Below are 17,450 nucleotides of genomic sequence, written 5' to 3'. Positions count from 1 at the left end.
CTGGCCGTCAGGACGTGGTCGTGGTCAGGGCTGCCCCGGCTCCGGCGGCAGATGCCGGACCACGAGCGCGACGGCCTCCTCCGCCGTGCCGGGCGCGCCCAGCTCGGCGTGGTCGGCGCCGTAGACCTTGTACGGCGGCGGGCCGTAGAGGACGTACGGCAGGTTCCCGGCGGGCCGTGTCTCCCCGGGCCCGGTGCGCAGGAAGTGCAGGGCGCCGTGGCTCGGGAACGGGTACAGCTCCCGCAGCCGCGGCTCGGCGTGGGCCGCCCGGGCGACCGGCACCAGTTCGTCGTGTGTCCAGCTCCGGGTGTGCGGGCGTCGTTCGAGCAGCCACTGCCAGGCGGTGGCCGCGTCGGGTGCTTCGGACATGGGCCTCATCGTGGCACGGGCCGGCCGTCCGAGGTTCCGGACGCCAGCGCGATGCCCAGCGGGGTCCGCTCGTACAGCACCTGGTGGCCGTAGCGGCGTGAGGTGAGCAGGCCCGCGTCGCGCAGGGCCGCCAGGTGCGCGGAGACCGAGGAGGGCGCGAGGCGCAGCCGGTGGGCGAGGGCGGTGGTGGCGGCCGGTTCGGCGAGGGCGGCCAGGACCGCGGCGCGGCCCCGGCCCAGCAGCCGTACCAGGGCGTCGGGCGTGCTGTCCGCCGGGTCGGTCCACAGGCCGCCGATGCCCCGGGCCGGGTAGACCAGGGCCGGGCGCGCCGGCGGGTCGAAGGTGCTGATCACGTCCGGCCAGGTGAACACGCTGGGCATCAGGACCAGGCCCTGCCCGCCGAGCCGCCGCTCGTACACACCGGCCGACTCCACGGTCAGCGTCCCGGCCCGCCAGCCCAGCCGCGGGTGCAGCTCCGGCAGCAGCCCGCCCAGGCCGACCTCCGCGAGCCGCCGGGAGTGGAAGGCGATGTCCGCCTCCAGCAGGGCGCGCAGCCGGGGCCAGTCCGGGGCCACCAGGACCTCCCAGGCCTCCTCCAGCGCGTCCGTCAACTCCCGCACCATGCGCGGCGGATCGTCCAGCCAGGCGCGGGCCGTCGCCGACTTCGGCGCGCCCGGGGTGTCCGCGAGCGAGCGGGCGGTGTCGGCGCGGGCCGTCTCCGGGTCCACCGCCCGCAGCGCCGCCAGTTCCTCCTCGACGGAGGCCGCCGGGCCGGTCGGCGGCGGCATCAGCCAGTCGGGGGTGTGTCCGCGCCAGGGCATCAGCAGCCACAGCGGGGTCAGGTCGAGACCGGCGGCCACCGCCCGGATCCGCCGCAGCCAGGGCGCGTGATAGCCGTGCCGGTCCGGCCGCCGCAGGGTGCGCACCGCCTCCTGCGTCTCCCACAGCGGTGACACGGCGAACCGGCACCGGAGGAAGTCGTCCTCGTCGAAGTGGAGGTGGGAGGGCATCACGGATCCTGGACAGAAGATTCGGCTGGTGCCGAAACTCTAAGCCGTGCGGTGCGGTGCGGGCACGCTGCCGTTCATGTCCGCGCCTGCCCTCCAGCGACCCGCCGGCTACGGCCGGGTCCTCGCCGTGCCCGAGTTCCGGGCCGTCTTCGCCGCCCATGTCCTGTCCATGCTCGGCGTGATCGTCAGTGAGATCGCGCTGTCCGTGCTGGTCTACGACCTCACGGGATCGCCGCTGCTCAGCGCCCTGACCTTCGCGCTGGGGTTCCTGCCCTACCTGGTCGGCGGCACGCTCCTGGCCCCGGTCGCCGACCGGTTTCCGGCCCGCCGGGTGCTGGTGGTGTGCGACCTGGTGTGCGCGGGCTGCGTCGCCGTGATGGCGGTCCCCGGCACCGGCATCGGCGTGCTGCTCGCGCTGCGCTGCGCCCTCGCCGTCGTCTCGCCGGTGTTCGCCGGCACCCGGATGGCGACCCTCTCCGACATCCTCGGCGGCGGCGACCTGTTCGTGCTCGGCCGTTCCCTGCTGCGGATCGTCGCGCAGAGCGCCCTGCTGGTCGGCTACGGCCTCGGCGGACTGCTCCTCGCCGTCCTCACCCCACGGCACGCGCTGCTGATCACCGTCGCCACCTTCCTCGCCTCCGCCGCGCTGCTCCGCCGCGGCACCCGGCGCCGCCCCGCCCGCGCGCGGGCCCTGGACCGGGAGCACGGCGGCACCCGGCAGCTGCTCGCCGACCGCCGTATCCGCCTCCTGCTCCTCCTCTTCTGGGTCCCGGCGATGTTCGCCGTCGTCCCCGAGGCCCTCGCGGCCCCCTACGCCGACGCGCTCGGCACCGGGTCCCCCGGGCTCGGCCTGCTGATGTGCGCGCTGCCGGTCGGCACGGTCGCCGGTGAGCTGTACGCGGGCGCCCGGCTCGGCCCCGCCGCCCGGGAGCGGATCGCCCTCCCGCTCATCTGCCTCACCCTGCTGCCGTACCTGGGCTACGCCTTCCACCCGTCCCTCGCGCTCTCGCTGCTCCTCCTGCTGGCGGCGGGGGCCGGGTCGGCGTACACGCTGGGCCTGGACCAGTGGTTCGTGCGGGCCGTGCCCGAGGAGCTGCGCGGCCGGGCCATGACCGTGCTCAGTGCCGGGCTCATGACCCTCCAGGGCGTCGGCATGACGCTGGCGGGGCTGGCGGCGGAGGCCGTGGGCGTGCGGGCGACCGTGGCCGGCGCGGGGGTGGTGGGGGCGGTCTGCTGCTGCGGCCTGGCGGCGGCGGCCCGGCGGCCGTCCCGGCCGGTCGTGCCGTAGCGGCCGTCCGGGACGGGCGAGGTGCCGGTGCCGTTGCGGCCGTCCGGGACGGGCGAGGTGCCGGTGCCGTTGCGGCCGTCCGGGACGGGCGAGGTGCCGGTGCCGTAGCGGCCCTCCGGACGGGTGCGGTGCCGGTGCCGCAGCCGCTGCCGCGGCGTGGGTGACCGAAAGCCGAGACACGGCTGACCCCTATATGACCGGCCGGTAGGGTCGGTGACGTGCCCAAGCCTCTCAGTCTCCCCTTCGACCCCATCGCCCGAGCCGACGACCTCTGGAAGCAGCGCTGGGGAAACGTCCCGTCGATGGCCGCGATCACGTCGATCATGCGGGCCCAGCAGATCCTGCTGGCCGAGGTCGACGCGGTGGTCAAGCCGTACGGGCTGACGTTCGCGCGCTACGAGGCGCTGGTGCTGCTCACCTTCTCCAAGGCCGGCGAGCTGCCGATGTCGAAGATCGGCGAGCGGCTGATGGTGCACCCGACCTCGGTGACGAACACCGTCGACCGGCTGGTGAGGTCCGGTCTGGTCGACAAGCGGCCCAACCCCAACGACGGGCGCGGCACGCTCGCCACCATCACCGAGAAGGGCCGCCAGGTCGTCGAGGCGGCCACCCGCGACCTGATGGCGATGGACTTCGGGCTCGGGGTGTACGACGCCGAGGAGTGCGCGGAGATCTTCGCGATGCTGCGGCCGCTGCGGGTCGACGCGAACGACTTCGACGAGGACTGAACGCGCCTCCTGCGCAGGAGTGACCCGGGACAAGATCTCCCGGAACGGGTGGTTACGCTCGTCCCCATGAAAAAGAGCGTGCTGACCCGCTACCGCGTCCTGGCCTACGTCACCGGTGTGCTGCTGGTGCTGCTGTGCCTGAGCATGATCGCCAAGTACGGGCTGGACATCGACGGTGCGGCCGACGTCACGCGCGTCGTCGCCATCGCGCACGGCTGGCTCTACGTCGTCTACCTGGTCTTCGCCTTCGACCTGGGCTCCAAGGCGAAGTGGCCGGTCGGCAAGCAGCTGTGGGTGCTGCTGGCGGGCACTGTCCCGACCGCCGCGTTCTTCGTGGAGCGCAAGGTCACCCGCGAGCTGGACGCCAAGGTCACCGAGGGTTCTCCGGTGGCCGCGAAGGTCCAGGCCTAGGCCGTAGCCCCCGGGGAGCCCTCGGGGCGTACCGCCGTACGGACACCCGTGCGGCGGTTTCCCATCGACATTTAGTAGGACGTCCTAGTAAATTCGAAGCATGGACGCTGACGCCATCGAGGAGGGCCGCCGACGCTGGCAGGCCCGTTACGACGCGGCCCGCAAGCGGGACGCAGACTTCACCACGCTCTCCGGGGACCCCGTGGAGCCGGTGTACGGGCCCCGACCGGGGGACACCTACGAGGGATTCGAGCGGATCGGCTGGCCGGGGGAGTACCCCTTCACGCGCGGGCTGTATCCGACCGGCTACCGGGGGCGGACCTGGACCATCCGCCAGTTCGCCGGGTTCGGCAACGCCGAGCAGACCAACGAGCGCTACAAGATGATCCTCGCCAACGGCGGCGGCGGCCTCTCGGTGGCCTTCGACATGCCGACGCTCATGGGGCGGGACTCGGACGACGGCCGCTCGCTCGGCGAGGTCGGGCACTGCGGGGTCGCCATCGACTCCGCCGCCGACATGGAGGTCCTGTTCAAGGACATCCCGCTGGGCGACGTCACGACGTCCATGACCATCAGCGGGCCCGCCGTGCCGGTCTTCTGCATGTACCTCGTCGCCGCCGAACGGCAGGGCGTCGACCCGTCGATCCTCAACGGCACGCTGCAGACCGACATCTTCAAGGAGTACATCGCCCAGAAGGAGTGGCTGTTCCAGCCCGAACCCCATCTGCGGCTGATCGGCGACCTGATGGAGTACTGCGCCGCCGGCATCCCCGCGTACAAGCCGCTCTCCGTCTCCGGCTACCACATCCGCGAGGCGGGCTCGACGGCCGCGCAGGAGCTGGCCTACACGCTCGCGGACGGCTTCGGCTACGTCGAACTGGGGCTCTCCCGCGGCCTCGACGTGGACGTCTTCGCGCCCGGCCTCTCCTTCTTCTTCGACGCGCACGTCGATTTCTTCGAGGAGATCGCCAAGTTCCGTGCCGCGCGCCGGATCTGGGCGCGGTGGATGCGGGACGTGTACGGCTCCCGGTCCGACAAGGCGCAGTGGCTGCGCTTCCACACCCAGACCGCCGGCGTCTCGCTGACCGCCCAGCAGCCGTACAACAACGTGGTGCGTACGGCGGTGGAGGCGCTGGCGGCCGTGCTCGGCGGGACCAACTCGCTGCACACCAACGCCCTCGACGAGACCCTCGCCCTGCCGAGCGAGCAGGCCGCCGAGATCGCGCTGCGCACGCAGCAGGTGCTCATGGAGGAGACCGGCGTCGCCAACGTGGCGGACCCGCTGGGCGGTTCCTGGTACGTCGAGCAGCTCACCGACCGGATCGAGGCCGACGCCGAGAAGATCTTCGACCAGATCAAGGAGCGGGGGCTGCGCGCCCATCCGGACGGGCGGCACCCGATCGGGCCGGTCACCTCGGGCATCCTGCGCGGGATCGAGGACGGCTGGTTCACCGGCGAGATCGCCGAGTCCGCCTTCCAGTACCAGCGGTCGCTGGAGAAGGGCGACAAGCGGGTCGTCGGCGTCAACGTGCACACCGGGTCCGTCACCGGGGACCTGGAGATCCTCCGCGTCTCGCACGAGGTCGAGCGGGAGCAGGTGCGGGTGCTGGGCGCACGGCGGGCGGCGCGGGACGAGGGCGCGGTGCGTGCGGCTCTGGACGCGATGCTGGGCGCCGCGCGGTCCGGCGCCAACATGATCGAGCCGATGCTGGACGCCGTACGGGCCGAGGCGACCCTGGGCGAGATCTGCGGGGTGCTGCGGGACGAGTGGGGGGTGTACACGGAGCCGGCGGGGTTCTAGTCACGCACCAGGGGCTCCGCCCCCTGGACCCCCGGAGCCCGCGTCCAGCCACCACCCGACTCGGCCGGCCGAGAGGTGGCCGCCCTGGCCGGCGTGGCTAGGGCGTCTCGGTCGAGGGGGCGGCGAGGCCCAGCAGCAGGACGCGGGTGAAGTCGCGTACCCAGTCCTCGTCCGCCGGCTTGCCGCTCATCAGGGTGCGGTGGACCACCGCGCCCGCCACCATGTCGAAGATCAGGTCCACCGTGCGGGCGGCCTCCTCCGGGTCCGGCTCGGAGGGGAGTTCGCCCCGGCACTGGGCGCGCTCCCGGCCCTCCAGGACCAACCGTTTCTGCCGGTCCACGATGGACGCGCGGATACGTTCCCGCAGCGCGTCGTCGCGGGTCGACTCGGCGACCGCCGCCATCAGGCCGCTGCGGGCCTCCGGGCGGTCGAGGATCGCCGCGAACTGGAGCACGACGCCCTCGATGTCGTCCGCCAGGCTGCCGCGGTCGGGGAGTTCGAGTTCGTCGAACAGCTCCGCGACCGCGTCGACGACGAGCTCGTTCTTGCCCGCCCAGCGGCGGTAGAGGGTCGTCTTTGCAACCCCGGCCCGCGTGGCGACGTCTCCCAGGGTGAGCTTGGACCAGCCCAGTTCGACCAGTGCCTGCCGCGTCGCCTCCAGGATCGCCGCGTCGGCGGCGGCGCTGCGCGGGCGGCCGGTACGTCCGGCGGGGGTGCGGCTCTGCATCCCACGACCATAACCGGCGGTTCATGTGATGCCGTGAGGGAGATCACCGGAAAGTGGTGTCGCACGGGTCCCCGATGGCATTACGCTACGGGTCGTAGCGAAAGCTCGTGGCTGACCGCACGGGCGACGACCATGGCGTGGGGTGGGGACCCGGCGCCGTTGAAGAGCACAGGTTCGGCCCGGCTTTCACAACGCTTTTCACACACGCGCGGGAACGGGGGAGGATAGACGCATGCAGCCACGGAACATGTCCATGAGCGGCGTCGTCGACCTCGCCGCGGTCAAGGCGGCCCAGGAGGCCAAGACCAAGGCCGAGCAGACGCGCGCCGAAGCGGCCCGGCAGGGTGGTGCCGGTGCCGTGTCCCCGGCCGACCTGGTCATCGACGTCGACGAAGCCGGCTTCGAGCGCGATGTCCTCCAGCGGTCCGCCGAAGTCCCCGTCGTCATCGACTTCTGGGCCGAGTGGTGTCAGCCCTGCAAGCAGCTGAGCCCGGTCCTTGAGCGCCTCGCCGTCGAGTACAACGGCCGCTTCCTGCTGGCGAAGATCGACGTCGACGCCAACCAGATGCTGATGCAGCAGTTCGGGGTCCAGGGGATCCCGGCGGTCTTCGCCGTCGTCGCCGGGCAGGCGCTGCCCCTCTTCCAGGGCGCGGCAGGCGAGGAGCAGATCCGCGGGACGCTGGATCAGCTGGTCCAGGTCGCCGAGGAGCGGTTCGGGCTGACCGGCCTCGTCGTCGACCCCGACGCCGAGCCGGGTGCCCAGACCGGGCCCGCGGCGGTGCCCGCGGGCCCGTACGACGCACTCCTGGAGGCCGCCGTCCAGGCGCTGGACGCGGGTGACTTCGGCGGTGCGGTCCAGGCCTACAAGAACGTACTGAGCGACGACCCCGCCAACAGCGAGGCCAAGCTGGGGCTCGCGCAGGCCGAGTTGCTCCAGCGGGTGCAGGGGATGGACCCCCAGCAGGTGCGCACGGACGCGGCCGAGAAGCCGGCCGACGCCGGGGCGCAGATCGCGGCCGCCGACCTGGACCTGGTGGGCGGGCATGTCGAGGACGCCTTCGGGCGGCTGATCGAGACCGTGCAGCGGACGGCCGGGGACGACCGGGATGCCGTACGGCGGCGGCTTCTTGAGCTCTTCGAGGTCGTGGGCACCGACGACCCGCGGGTCGTCGGTGCGCGCAGGGCGCTGGCACGCGCGCTGTTCTAGGCAACGATCTGAACACGGGTCTGACCAGTCGCTAAACGTCACGTCCTGTGATGCCGGAGTGAAAGATTTGCCGAGGCGGGGCCACGGCGGTCGCTCTTTACCAAATCTTGGTAATCGCGGCCGCTGTTACTCGGAGTAAATCAGGGCAGTTGGTCTGTCTGGTTTCGTCCGCTGATCAACTGCTTTGCTCTGCCCCTCGATGCCACCCAGAGTCGCTCTCCGAGACCGGTGGGTCGTCCTTCGGTTATCCGCCCGTTACTACCGAGTAACGAAGCCCCTTGTGCGGGCGCCGAGAATGCACCACGATCGGCGACGCTCGGTCCATTCCCGTACCCCGACAGCCGGTCGGGCCGCGGGTTCATGTGGGTCCCCACCGAGCAGAGTCGGCGGCAGTGACGCCGGCTCTTGGGCAGGGGGGTCTTCGCCTCACCGCGAAGCCTGTCCAGCAAGGTTGTGCGTGATGCGTGTCAGGCGCGACCAGTGGTTGTCGCTCGGGGGTGATCGCCGGTGATCGAGGTGCGTTCGTACCTCCGAGGACGGGCGCTCCCCTTCCGAGGACGTAGCACTTCTCCCATCCCTGCCCGGCCGAGCCGCCGTTGGGGGCGATCCGGGCCAGGAGATGTACGTCCGAGAAGGAGGAAATATGGAGTCCCAGGTGCGTGGCGGGACCAGATGGAAGCGGTTCGCTGTGGTCATGGTGCCCAGCGTCGCCGCCACGGCGTGTATAGGTGTCGCCCTCGCGCAGGGCGCTCTCGCCGCGTCGTTCAGCGTGTCGGGCCAGCAGTTCAAGGTCTCGGCCGACTCGCTCGAGGGTGACGGCTTCGAACAGTACGGTGCTGTCGACATGGGCAGCAGCGTCACCAAGGCGAACACTCACCCGGTGGCGGTCTCGGCGTTCAACACCGCGACCATCACCAACCTGTGTCAGTCCGTGGTCACGCCGAACGTGCCGTTCTTCGGGAACGTCAGCCTGATCCTGCACGCAGGCACCGACTCGCAGAAGCCTGTCGTGGCCAGCAAGCTGTACATCGACCTCGACGACCTGACTGCCGACGCGACGTTCACCAACATCAACATTGGTGTCGCCGCCGGAAGCATGACCAAGGGTCCTGGCATCAAGCAGGACGAGGTCAACAAGGGGCTCGCCAACCCGAACGGGTTCGGGCAGGAGGCGGACCACGCCTCGCTGACCGGCGTGAAGCAGACGGCGTGGGCCACCACTGCCGGAACCTTCAAGCTGAGCAACCTGCACATGTCGGTCTCGACTTCGGGCGCGGAGTGCTACTAAGCACTCCATGACGGGCGGGGGAGCCGACGGCACCCCCGCCCGTTCACCTTCAACCCGCGGTCTTCACGCGTGGTGCACCGCACCGCCACTGCACCACCACAGCAACACCACCTAAGCAACGCCGCACCAGGGAGCTGTTTTCCATGAGCGCCGAGACCCCTGCCGCCGCACCCGGCCAGTTCACCCGCCGGAGGCTGCAGTTCCGCGCCTGGCGGGGCACGCGGCCGTTCTGGGCCGGTCTGTACATCCTGCTCGCCGGCTTTCCGATCATGTACTTCCCGTACGCGCATCTCCAGCTCGGCAGCCTGACGGTGGCGATGTCGACCACCGCGGGCGCCGGATCCCTGATCATCGGTGTGCTGCTCGTGGTCCTGGGCATCAGCCTCTGGTTCCAGAAGCACATCCGCACGTTCGCGGGAGTCGCCGCGATCCTGCTGGCGCTGGTGTCCCTCCCCGTGTCCAACTTCGGTGGCTTCATCCTGGGCTTCCTGTTCGCCCTGATCGGCGGAGCGATGGCCGTGGCCTGGGGGCCGGGTGCGCCCAAGCAGCCGCAGCCGGAGGGCGACGTACCGCCGGCCGGGGACGACGCCCCGGAGAAGGCCGCCTACTACCCGGGTCCGGACGGCGTGGGCGACGAGGGCACCTTCCAGGCCCCCGAGGCACTGGGGGAGAACGACCTGTCAGGAACGAGCCCGGTGAACGGGGCGAACGGGAGGCACAGTGCCGGCTGACGAGGTGACCCACGGGACTGATGTGGACGAGTCCCGTGTGAGAACCGGGCCGCGGCATGCGGCGCCCAAGAAGCCGCTGTTCACCAGGTTCCACATGCCGGCGGGCAAGGCGATAGCCTCCGTGGCGATGCCGACGGCCGTGCTCATGGGCTTCGGGTTCACGTCCTCGCTCGCGATCGCCGACACCAACAGCACGTCGTCGGCGTCGTCGAAGAGCCTTGCCGAGGACTACAAGGACTGCGTGTCCGCCCTGGACTCCGCGTCGCCCTCCGCCTCGGCGAGCGCGAGCGACAAGGCCACGGACTCGGCCACGCCGTCGGCCACGGCGTCGGACGACACCAAGGACTCGACGTCGTCGTCGGACAAGTCGTCCTCGTCGGATTCAGGTTCCGACGGCACGGCCACGCCGACGCCGTCCGCCTCCAAGTCGTCCTCGTCCTCGGGTGATTCGGGTTCCTCGGACTCGTCGGGTTCGTCGGACTCCGGCAGCACGGCGACCCCGTCGCCGTCCGCCTCCGCGAGCAGCGGCGGTGGCCTGCTGGACTCGATCGGGGACGCGATCGGCAGCATCCTCAGCGGCGGCAGCACGACGAGCTCGTCCTCGTCGGACTCCACCGCGAGCGCCACGCCGTCGCCGTCCGCCTCGGCCTCGTCCGACTCGTCGTCCTCGTCCTCGTCGGGCGACGACAGCGGCTCCGACGCCGTGTCCAAGACCGTCAAGAAGGTCACGGACACCGTCAAGGACACGACCGACACGGCGACCAAGGCGGCCGGCGACGTCACCAAGGACGCCACCAAGGCGGCCGAGGACGCCACCGCCAGCGCCTCGTCGAGCCCGTCCGCGAGCTCCACCACGTCGGCCGACGGCTGCGACGCCGCCACCGACGACGTGAGCGGTGTCGACAACAAGGTCCTGGTCGCGGACGACCCCTGGTACCTGAGCGCCAGCTCGCTGACGCTGAAGAGCGCCGACTACCAGGGCATCGTCGAGGTGAAGACGGCGAGCGGCAAGACGAAGAAGGTGCTGAAGTACGTCATCTCGGGCGGCACCGACATCGGTGACCTGCACCAGACGGTCAAGGACACCAAGATCGACAAGACGTACCACGTGCAGGCCGCGTCCGGCTCGAAGTCCACGATCACCGGCGGCGCCACCACGATGTACACAGAGTCGATCTCCGGCAACCTCTTCGGCCTGATCCCGATCACGTTCGACCCGGACAACCCGCCGCCGTTGAACATCCCGCTGATCTACTTCACCAACGTGAAGGTCGTCCAGGCGGGCCAGTTCGGCGGCACCCTGCACGTGCCCGGGATGCACGTGTACACGACCGACGGCACCAGCTGACCGTCGACACAGACCCTTCCGGGAGCCGCAGAGAAACTGTGCCCCGCCGAGTACCGACTCGGCGGGGCACAGCTCTGCCCGGAGCCGGTCATCCGCACCGGATCCAATGAGGAACTAAAGCGCTGATATGGCTTTCGTAAAGTCCAGTTGCCTGACAGGATGATCAAGTCCGGGGGGAGGGGCGTGTCGACCGCACGCCCGTAGGGGGATTTCGGCTCACTCCACGAGCCGTGCTTTGCGCTGCCCGCTTCCCGCGCGGACCGACTGACGGACTGACCATCCAGAGGAAGGCATGCACGTGCGAACAGTGCGGAAACACAGACGCGTCGGGGGAAGGACGCTCCGGCGGGGCGTTGCCGGCACGGCGCTCGCCACCGCCGCGGCGGTGCTCGGCGGACTCGTGTACGCGGTTCCGGCCGCCGCGGACGAACCGGGCGACAACCCGGCCAACCCCTACCAGCGCACCCTGCGCATCAGCCTGGGTGCCCAGGCCCGCGCGGACCGCTGCCAGGCGGGCCAGGCCGTGCACTTCGGCGGCCCCGACCTCAAGGCGGCCGCGGCGACGAAGCTCACCGGTACGGACGCGGGCCTACGCGCGTTCGTGACACCGGACGCGTTGGGCGGCGAGTGGGGCCAGGCCGCCGTCCGTGACCGGGACGCGGGCGTCGCCGCGCTGAACGCGTTCCGGGACCGCCAGACGAAACTGGACGACACCAACAAGCCGTACCGCGCGGTGAACTCCTCGAACGGGCGGGACTTCTGGGCCCCCGAGTTCGGCGCGGACATCGTCACCTTCACCCTCGGCACGCAGCAGAAGCTGTACGACAAGGCGGTCGAAAACCCCACCCCGCACCCCGGTCAGGCCTCCCTGGACCAGGCCAAGAAGGTGCTCGACACGTTCGACACCGGGGGCGACGCCTGGGCGTCCGCCTACAAGGACGTCGCCGGCAGGGAACTGCTGGACACGAGCAACCTCGGCTACTCCTCGGCCAACGACCTCGCCACCTTCCTGCGCTTCGGCGGCTTCGCCACCAAGGCCCCCGAGCCGGATTCGCTGGAGTTCCGCACGGAGGTCGAGGCACTGAAGCAGGCATGGGCGGCCTGTGACAGCGACAACCCCATCGACCACTACCGGGTGCTGACCGGGGCCGTCACCGCGGCCTACACGGAGTGGGAGACGGAGTACGCCGGCCAGGCCGACCCGCGCAAGCAGATCGTCGCCGCCGAGGCCGCCGCGGCCAAGGAGACGCGGGCCGCCACGGAGGCGATGACCGAGGCGGTCCGGCAGGCGTGGCTGGCGGACCAGATCCTGTACTGGCAGAAGTACTGGGCCGCGCACAAGGACTCCATCAACTACCCGAAGGCTGCCGACTTCACGAAGGCGACGGCCGACCTGAACGCGGCGAAGGCCGCGGCGGCCAAGCAGGTGACCGTGGCGGACGCGGCCGTCGGACGGGCCAGGACGGCCGCCGACACCGTGACCTCCCAGCAGCAGAAGGCCTGGCAGATCGCCGACGCGGCGCAGCAGCCCCGCGGCCGGGGCCTGCTGTACGCCCAGCAGTCGGTGCAGGTCACCAAGGCCTCGTACGCCGCCGCCCAGGCCGCCGCGAAAGCCACGCTGACCGCGTCGAACGCGGCGAAGGCCACCGTGGCCGACTCCCAGACGCTGCTGGCACTGGCCAAGACCCAGACGCACGCGCTGAACACCGAGTTCCGCAAGGCGGCGGCACTGGAGGCCAAGGCCCAGGCGAAGGCCGCCGCCGACTCCGCCGCCAAGCTGGCGGCCGGGGCCGCGGCCGACGCGACCACGGCGAAGAACGCCCGGGCGACGGCTGAGAAGGCGGAGCAGACCGCCCGGGACCAGGCGGCCGAGGCGAAGCGGCAGCGCGGTGTCGCGGAGGCTGAGAAGGCCACCGCCGAGCGGGAGCGCGACAACGCGGCGAGTGAGCGGGCGAAGGCCGACGCGGCCGAGGAACGGGCACGGGGCGAGCAGGACAACGCCCGTCAAGCCCGTACGGACGCGGAGTCGGCGGGTGCCACGGCGGCGGAGAAGCTGGCGGCAGCCGAGGACGCCGAACTGCGCGCTTACCAGACCCGTAACACCGCGGCCAAGGCCGAGCACGAGAAGGATGCCACCGCCTCGCGGGCGGCCGCGCTGGAGTCGGCGGCCGCCGCGGCCGACGGCACCTCGGCTGCGGCTGAGACGCGGCAGGCGGCCACGGAGGCACGTACCGCGGCCAACGCGGCAGCGGGCGCGGCGACCCGGGCCCGGGCGGCGGCCGACGACGCGACCACCGCCGCAGTGAACGCACGAGCGGCGGCAACGCGTGCGGAAGGCGCGGCAAAACGTTCCCGGTCCGCCGCCGACGCCGCCCAGTCGGCATACGCGAAGACGCGGGCCGCGGCGGCCACCGCGCATGCTGCGGCGGCCGAGGCGATCGACGCGGCGGCATCGGCGAAGGAGAAGGCCAAGCAGGCCGATGCCGAGGCGAAGAAGGCCCAGACCGCGGCTGCCACCGCGCGCAAGGAGGCTACTGCGGCGGTGGCCGAGGCCGCGAAGACGGCCGCGTGGGCGGCGAAGACCGCCGGATACGCCACCGCCACGGCACAGTACGCGCAGGCCGCTCGGGACGCCGCGACCGCGACGACCAAGGCGGCCGACGAAGCGATCAGCCTTGGCACTCCCTACCAGGAGACTGACGCCTCGGCGGCGTACGCGGTGCTGGTCGGGCAGACCGCGAGGACGCTTGCCGAGCAGCAGGCGACGGCGGCGAAGGCCAAGTCGGACGAGGCGAAGAAGGCTGCGGCCCAGGCCAAGGCGCTCGCCGACAAGGCCGCCGGCGACGCGAAGACCGCCCTCCAGGCCGCGGCCGACGCAGCGGACTACGCCGTGCAGGCGGTCAACTCGGCTGCGGCGGCGAACGCTTCGGCGGCCGCAGCGGCGGTCGACGCCGCAGCCGCGAAGAAGGCGGACGCGAACGCCCAGAAGTACGACCAGCAGGCGGGCACTGACGCCTTCTACGCCAACTTCGCCGCGACCGAGGCCGAATCGGCGGCCGCCCAGGCCGACCGTGATGCCACAGAGGCCGAGAAGGACGCCACCAGCGCCCGTTCCGCTGCCGACAGCGCCGAACAGGACGCGTCGGCGGCCGACCGGACCGCCACCAAGGCGGAGAGCGACGCCACCGCCGCGGAGGGCGCGGCGGGCAAGGCCAGTACCTACGCCGACCAGGCGGACAAGGCGGCCACGCGGGCGGAGGCCGAGGAACGGGAGCGGGCCAGGCAGGAGCGGGCGGAGGTCGTCAACTCCGGCGGTTCGACCGCGGAGTACGTCCTGACCAAGGACGAGGAGGCCGCCCTGCTCGCGGAGTGCGGCCAGACCTGCGTCGATCAGTACCGCGAGGCCATGGCGGCGGCGAACCAGGACGTCCTCGACTGGGTGAAGGCGAACGGCGGCGCGATCCTGCTCGACCTGCTCGGGGTCACGGACGCGAAGAAGTGCTTCTCCGACCCCGATGTGGAGAGTTGCCTCTGGACGCTCGTCAACGCCATCAGTGTGGTCGTCTTGATCGGCAAGGCACCGGCCGTGGCCACGGCCATCGTGCGGGTCAGCACCGGGATCGCGAAGTTCTTCGAGGGGGCGACCAAGGCACGCAAGACGATGAAGGCGCTGAAGGTAATCATCGACGCGCGGCTCGCCAAGGGCGTGTCGTTCTGCGTGAAGCACAGCTTCGTGGCAGGCACACAGGTCAAGATGGCCGATGGCAGTGTCCGGGCCATCGAGAAGGTCACCGCGGGGGACCGGGTCCTCAACGCGCGGCCGGGTGGCACGGTCGCCGAGCGGCACGACGTCGTAATGGCGCACCGCACCACCACCGACAGCCGGTTCACCGATCTGACCGTCGCCACGCCGAGCGGTCGGCGCACCATCACCGGTACGTCCGACCACCCGTTCTACGACCTCACCACGGGGTCCTGGACGGACGCGGGGCGACTCACGGCGGGTCACCGGCTGCAGACCCTGGACCACGGCATGGCCAAGGTCGTCGACGTCACCTCGTACACCAGACCGCAGGTCACCTATGACCTCACGGTCGAGGGCGTCCACTCCTACTTCGTGATGGCCGGGGACAGCCCGGTGCTGGTCCACAACATCAGCTGCCGCACGATCACCAGTGGGGCGCTGCAGCACATCGGCAACGAGCATTTGTGGGGTGGCAGTTACCACCTCGCGGGCGACATGGGGAACGTCTTCGCCCAGGGAATGGATGCCGGCAAGCTCAAGAAACTGATCGAGGAGGCGGCGCAGTTCGGGCACGAGGTGCCCCGGGCGAAGGCCGACACCCGGGGAGGCAACTACGTCGACTACGCCTTCGACAATGTGACGACCGGGGCGAACGGCCAGAACGGCATCCGACTCGTCGTCGACGAGTTCGGCAACCTGGTTACCGCGATGCCCAAGAACGTCTGGTGAGGGGTAAGGAAGACACATGATTGACTTCGCCTTCGAGCCGCGCGCCGACGACGACTCCTGGTCACCGGAGTGGCGGCCACCGGTCGCCGACCTGAGCGCCTCGGATTTCAGTCTGCGGTACTTCAAGGCCGACCTGCGGCTCGTTGTCCACGGCGTGGATCTCGGCGTGCGACTGCGGGGTGAGCCCGTGGTCGACATCGCCCTGCTGCTGGATCACGCGGTGCGAGAGCTGGAGACCGGTGCCGACGTCGCGGTCGAGGCCTCCCTCACCCAGCACGTCTACTCCTTCCACCGGGAGGGGACGGCCGTCACCCTCACGACGGACTGGCCGCCGGCCACGGCGGAGCTGAGCTGGGAGGAACTGCGCGGGCTCGCCGAGCGGGCGAAGGCCGAGGCCGTACGGCTGATCACCGCCGCCCATCCGGAACTGGGCGGCAACGCCTGGCTGCGGGAGACGGTCGGAGCACCGCCGGCCGTGTGAGGCCGTTGCGTCGGGGTCGGCCGACGACCTCGACGCACCGAGGGCGCCCCCTGTCACAGGGAGCGCCCTCGGTGTCGTACCAGGCCGTACGCGGCCCGCTAGGCGGACGTCACTTGTTGATGCCGCCGATGTGGTGGACCCGGAGCATGTTGGTGGTGCCGGAGACGCCGGGGGGCGAACCGGCCGTGATGATGACGGTGTCGCCCGCGTTGAAGCGGTTGATCTTGGCGAGCTCCATGTCCACCATGTCCACCATGGCGTCCGTGCTGTTCACCAGGGGCACCACGTGCGACTCCACGCCCCAGCTGAGGGTGAGCTGGTTGCGGGTGCTCTCGTCGGTGGTGAAGGCGATGATCGGCTGCTGCGCGCGGTAGCGCGAGAGGCGGCGGGCGGTGTCGCCGGACTGGGTGAAGGCGACCAGACCGCGGCCACCGAGGAAGTCGGCGATCTCGCAGGCCGCACGGGCCACCGAACCACCCTGCGTGCGCGGCTTCTTGCCCGGCACCAGCGGCTGCAGGCCCTTGCTGAGCAGCTCCTGCTCGGCCGCCTTGACGATCTTCGACATCGTCTTCACGGTCTCGACCGGGTACGCGCCGACGGAGGACTCCGCGGAGAGCATCACCGCGTCCGCGCCGTCCAGGATCGCGTTGGCGACGTCGGAGGCCTCGGCGCGGGTCGGGCGGGAGTTGGTGATCATCGACTCCATCATCTGGGTCGCCACGATCACCGGCTTGGCGTTGCGCCGGCACAGCTCGATCAGGCGCTTCTGCACCATGGGGACCTTCTCGAGCGGGTACTCGACGGCCAGGTCGCCGCGGGCCACCATGACGGCGTCGAACGCCATCACGACGCCCTCCATGTTCTCCACCGCCTGCGGCTTCTCCACCTTGGCGATGACGGGGACCCGGCGGCCCTCCTCGTCCATCACCTTGTGGACGTCGTCGACGTCCTTGGCGTCCCGCACGAAGGACAGCGCGACCATGTCGCAGCCCATGCGCAGCGCGAACCGGAGGTCCTCGACGTCCTTCTCGGAGAGCGCCGGCACGTTGACGGCCGCGCCGGGCAGGTTGATGCCCTTGTGGTCGGAGACGACACCGCCCTCGATGACGATCGTCCGCACCCGCGGGCCCTCGACGTCCAGGACCTTCAGCTCGACGTTGCCGTCGTTGATGAGGATCTGGTCGCCGCGCGAGACGTCGCCCGGCAGGCCCTTGTAGGTCGTACCGCAGATGGTCTTGTCGCCCGGGACGTCCTCGGTCGTGATGACGAACTCGTCACCGCGCTCCAGCTCCACCGGTCCCTCGGCGAAGGTCTCCAGGCGGATCTTCGGGCCCTGCAGGTCGGCGAGGACGCCGATGGCACGGCCGGTCTCCTTGGCGGCGGCCCGGACGCGGTCGTACCGCCCCTGGTGCTCGGCGTGGGAGCCGTGGCTGAAATTGAACCGGGCCACGTTCATGCCCGCCTCGATCATGGCGACGAGCTTCTCGTGGGTGTCGACCGCGGGGCCGAGAGTACAGACGATTTTCGAACGGCGCATGGGGGCGATCCTATCGGTTTGTTTCGCTACGGAATATTCCGTCTGGTGGA

The 17,450-nt window shown here is 70.9% G+C and carries 14 protein-coding genes; 10 read left to right on the top strand and 4 right to left on the bottom strand.

Annotated elements, in window-relative coordinates:
• Nucleotides 1–24: 24 nt before the first annotated feature.
• Nucleotides 25–369, bottom strand: a complete 345-nt coding sequence (locus tag ACGF5O_RS10975; protein WP_393809613.1) for a DUF6193 family natural product biosynthesis protein — start codon at nt 367–369, stop codon at nt 25–27.
• 5 nt (nt 370–374) lie between these two features.
• Nucleotides 375–1,379, bottom strand: a complete 1,005-nt coding sequence (locus ACGF5O_RS10970; protein ID WP_393809612.1) for a DUF5937 family protein — start codon at nt 1,377–1,379, stop codon at nt 375–377.
• Nucleotides 1,380–1,455: 76 nt separating this feature from the next.
• Here ACGF5O_RS10970 and ACGF5O_RS10965 point away from each other — a divergent pair, with 76 nt between their 5' ends.
• The 4 genes from ACGF5O_RS10965 to ACGF5O_RS10950 all read left to right on the top strand — a co-directional run bounded on the left by ACGF5O_RS10965 (nt 1,456) and on the right by ACGF5O_RS10950 (nt 5,607).
• A complete protein-coding gene (locus ACGF5O_RS10965; protein ID WP_393809611.1) occupies nt 1,456–2,667 on the top strand; it encodes an MFS transporter in 1,212 nt (403 codons plus the stop codon).
• Nucleotides 2,668–2,885: 218 nt separating this feature from the next.
• Entirely contained in the window at nt 2,886–3,395 is a 510-nt protein-coding gene (locus tag ACGF5O_RS10960; RefSeq protein WP_393809610.1) for a MarR family winged helix-turn-helix transcriptional regulator, read from the top strand.
• A gap of 66 nt (nt 3,396–3,461) precedes the next feature.
• Nucleotides 3,462–3,806, top strand: a complete 345-nt coding sequence (locus tag ACGF5O_RS10955; protein ID WP_362601853.1) for a DUF3817 domain-containing protein — start codon at nt 3,462–3,464, stop codon at nt 3,804–3,806.
• 100 nt (nt 3,807–3,906) lie between these two features.
• Complete coding sequence (locus tag ACGF5O_RS10950) at nt 3,907–5,607, top strand: methylmalonyl-CoA mutase (protein WP_393809609.1); 1,701 nt, start codon at nt 3,907–3,909, stop codon at nt 5,605–5,607.
• Between the two features lie 97 nt (nt 5,608–5,704).
• Here the strand turns inward: ACGF5O_RS10950 and ACGF5O_RS10945 are convergent, their stop codons facing one another.
• On the bottom strand, nt 5,705–6,334 hold the full coding sequence (locus ACGF5O_RS10945; RefSeq protein ID WP_393809608.1) for a TetR/AcrR family transcriptional regulator: 630 nt from the start codon (nt 6,332–6,334) through the stop codon (nt 5,705–5,707).
• Between the two features lie 232 nt (nt 6,335–6,566).
• On the opposite strand from ACGF5O_RS10945, the gene ACGF5O_RS10940 reads away from it, so the two are divergent.
• From ACGF5O_RS10940 to ACGF5O_RS10915, 6 genes are all read left to right on the top strand, one after another.
• The gene (locus ACGF5O_RS10940; RefSeq protein WP_393809607.1) at nt 6,567–7,541 is read left to right on the top strand and encodes a tetratricopeptide repeat protein; all 975 of its coding nucleotides are present in this window, start codon (nt 6,567–6,569) and stop codon (nt 7,539–7,541) included.
• Nucleotides 7,542–8,184: 643 nt separating this feature from the next.
• On the top strand, nt 8,185–8,829 hold the full coding sequence (locus tag ACGF5O_RS10935) for a DUF6230 family protein (RefSeq protein WP_393809606.1): 645 nt from the start codon (nt 8,185–8,187) through the stop codon (nt 8,827–8,829).
• 143 nt (nt 8,830–8,972) lie between these two features.
• A complete protein-coding gene (locus tag ACGF5O_RS10930; RefSeq protein WP_393809605.1) occupies nt 8,973–9,560 on the top strand; it encodes a DUF6114 domain-containing protein in 588 nt (195 codons plus the stop codon).
• A complete protein-coding gene (locus tag ACGF5O_RS10925) occupies nt 9,550–10,908 on the top strand; it encodes a hypothetical protein (protein WP_393809604.1) in 1,359 nt (452 codons plus the stop codon). The genes ACGF5O_RS10930 and ACGF5O_RS10925 overlap by 11 nt, the downstream gene beginning before the upstream one ends.
• Before the next feature lie 292 nt (nt 10,909–11,200).
• Entirely contained in the window at nt 11,201–15,382 is a 4,182-nt protein-coding gene (locus ACGF5O_RS10920) for a Hint domain-containing protein (RefSeq protein WP_393809603.1), read from the top strand.
• A 16-nt stretch (nt 15,383–15,398) separates the two neighbouring features.
• Nucleotides 15,399–15,863, top strand: a complete 465-nt coding sequence (locus ACGF5O_RS10915; RefSeq protein ID WP_393809602.1) for a hypothetical protein — start codon at nt 15,399–15,401, stop codon at nt 15,861–15,863.
• 109 nt (nt 15,864–15,972) lie between these two features.
• Here the strand turns inward: ACGF5O_RS10915 and pyk are convergent, their stop codons facing one another.
• Nucleotides 15,973–17,400 carry a pyruvate kinase gene (gene pyk, locus ACGF5O_RS10910; protein WP_393809601.1) on the bottom strand — a complete coding sequence of 476 codons (1,428 nt, stop codon included), beginning with the start codon at nt 17,398–17,400 and terminating at the stop codon, nt 15,973–15,975.
• Nucleotides 17,401–17,450: the final 50 nt, after the last annotated feature.

Source organism: Streptomyces sp. NPDC048291 (assembly GCF_043201715.1).
In the GTDB taxonomy this organism is placed as follows: Bacteria; Actinomycetota; Actinomycetes; order Streptomycetales; family Streptomycetaceae; genus Streptomyces.
This window is presented reverse-complemented; position numbering and strand designations above follow the sequence as displayed.

Excerpts from the sequence above, each read along its gene's own strand:
- ACGF5O_RS10975 (WP_393809613.1), bottom strand. The coding sequence starts at position 369 with ATGTCCGAAGCACCCGACGCGGCCACCGCCTGGCAGTGGCTGCTCGAA.
- ACGF5O_RS10970 (WP_393809612.1), bottom strand. The coding sequence starts at position 1,379 with ATGCCCTCCCACCTCCACTTCGACGAGGACGACTTCCTCCGGTGCCGG.
- ACGF5O_RS10965 (WP_393809611.1), top strand. The coding sequence starts at position 1,456 with ATGTCCGCGCCTGCCCTCCAGCGACCCGCCGGCTACGGCCGGGTCCTC.
- ACGF5O_RS10955 (WP_362601853.1), top strand. The coding sequence starts at position 3,462 with ATGAAAAAGAGCGTGCTGACCCGCTACCGCGTCCTGGCCTACGTCACC.
- ACGF5O_RS10950 (WP_393809609.1), top strand. The coding sequence starts at position 3,907 with ATGGACGCTGACGCCATCGAGGAGGGCCGCCGACGCTGGCAGGCCCGT.
- ACGF5O_RS10945 (WP_393809608.1), bottom strand. The coding sequence starts at position 6,334 with ATGCAGAGCCGCACCCCCGCCGGACGTACCGGCCGCCCGCGCAGCGCC.
- ACGF5O_RS10940 (WP_393809607.1), top strand. The coding sequence starts at position 6,567 with ATGCAGCCACGGAACATGTCCATGAGCGGCGTCGTCGACCTCGCCGCG.
- ACGF5O_RS10935 (WP_393809606.1), top strand. The coding sequence starts at position 8,185 with ATGGAGTCCCAGGTGCGTGGCGGGACCAGATGGAAGCGGTTCGCTGTG.
- ACGF5O_RS10930 (WP_393809605.1), top strand. The coding sequence starts at position 8,973 with ATGAGCGCCGAGACCCCTGCCGCCGCACCCGGCCAGTTCACCCGCCGG.
- ACGF5O_RS10920 (WP_393809603.1), top strand. The coding sequence starts at position 11,201 with ATGCACGTGCGAACAGTGCGGAAACACAGACGCGTCGGGGGAAGGACG.
- ACGF5O_RS10915 (WP_393809602.1), top strand. The coding sequence starts at position 15,399 with ATGATTGACTTCGCCTTCGAGCCGCGCGCCGACGACGACTCCTGGTCA.
- pyk (WP_393809601.1), bottom strand. The coding sequence starts at position 17,400 with ATGCGCCGTTCGAAAATCGTCTGTACTCTCGGCCCCGCGGTCGACACC.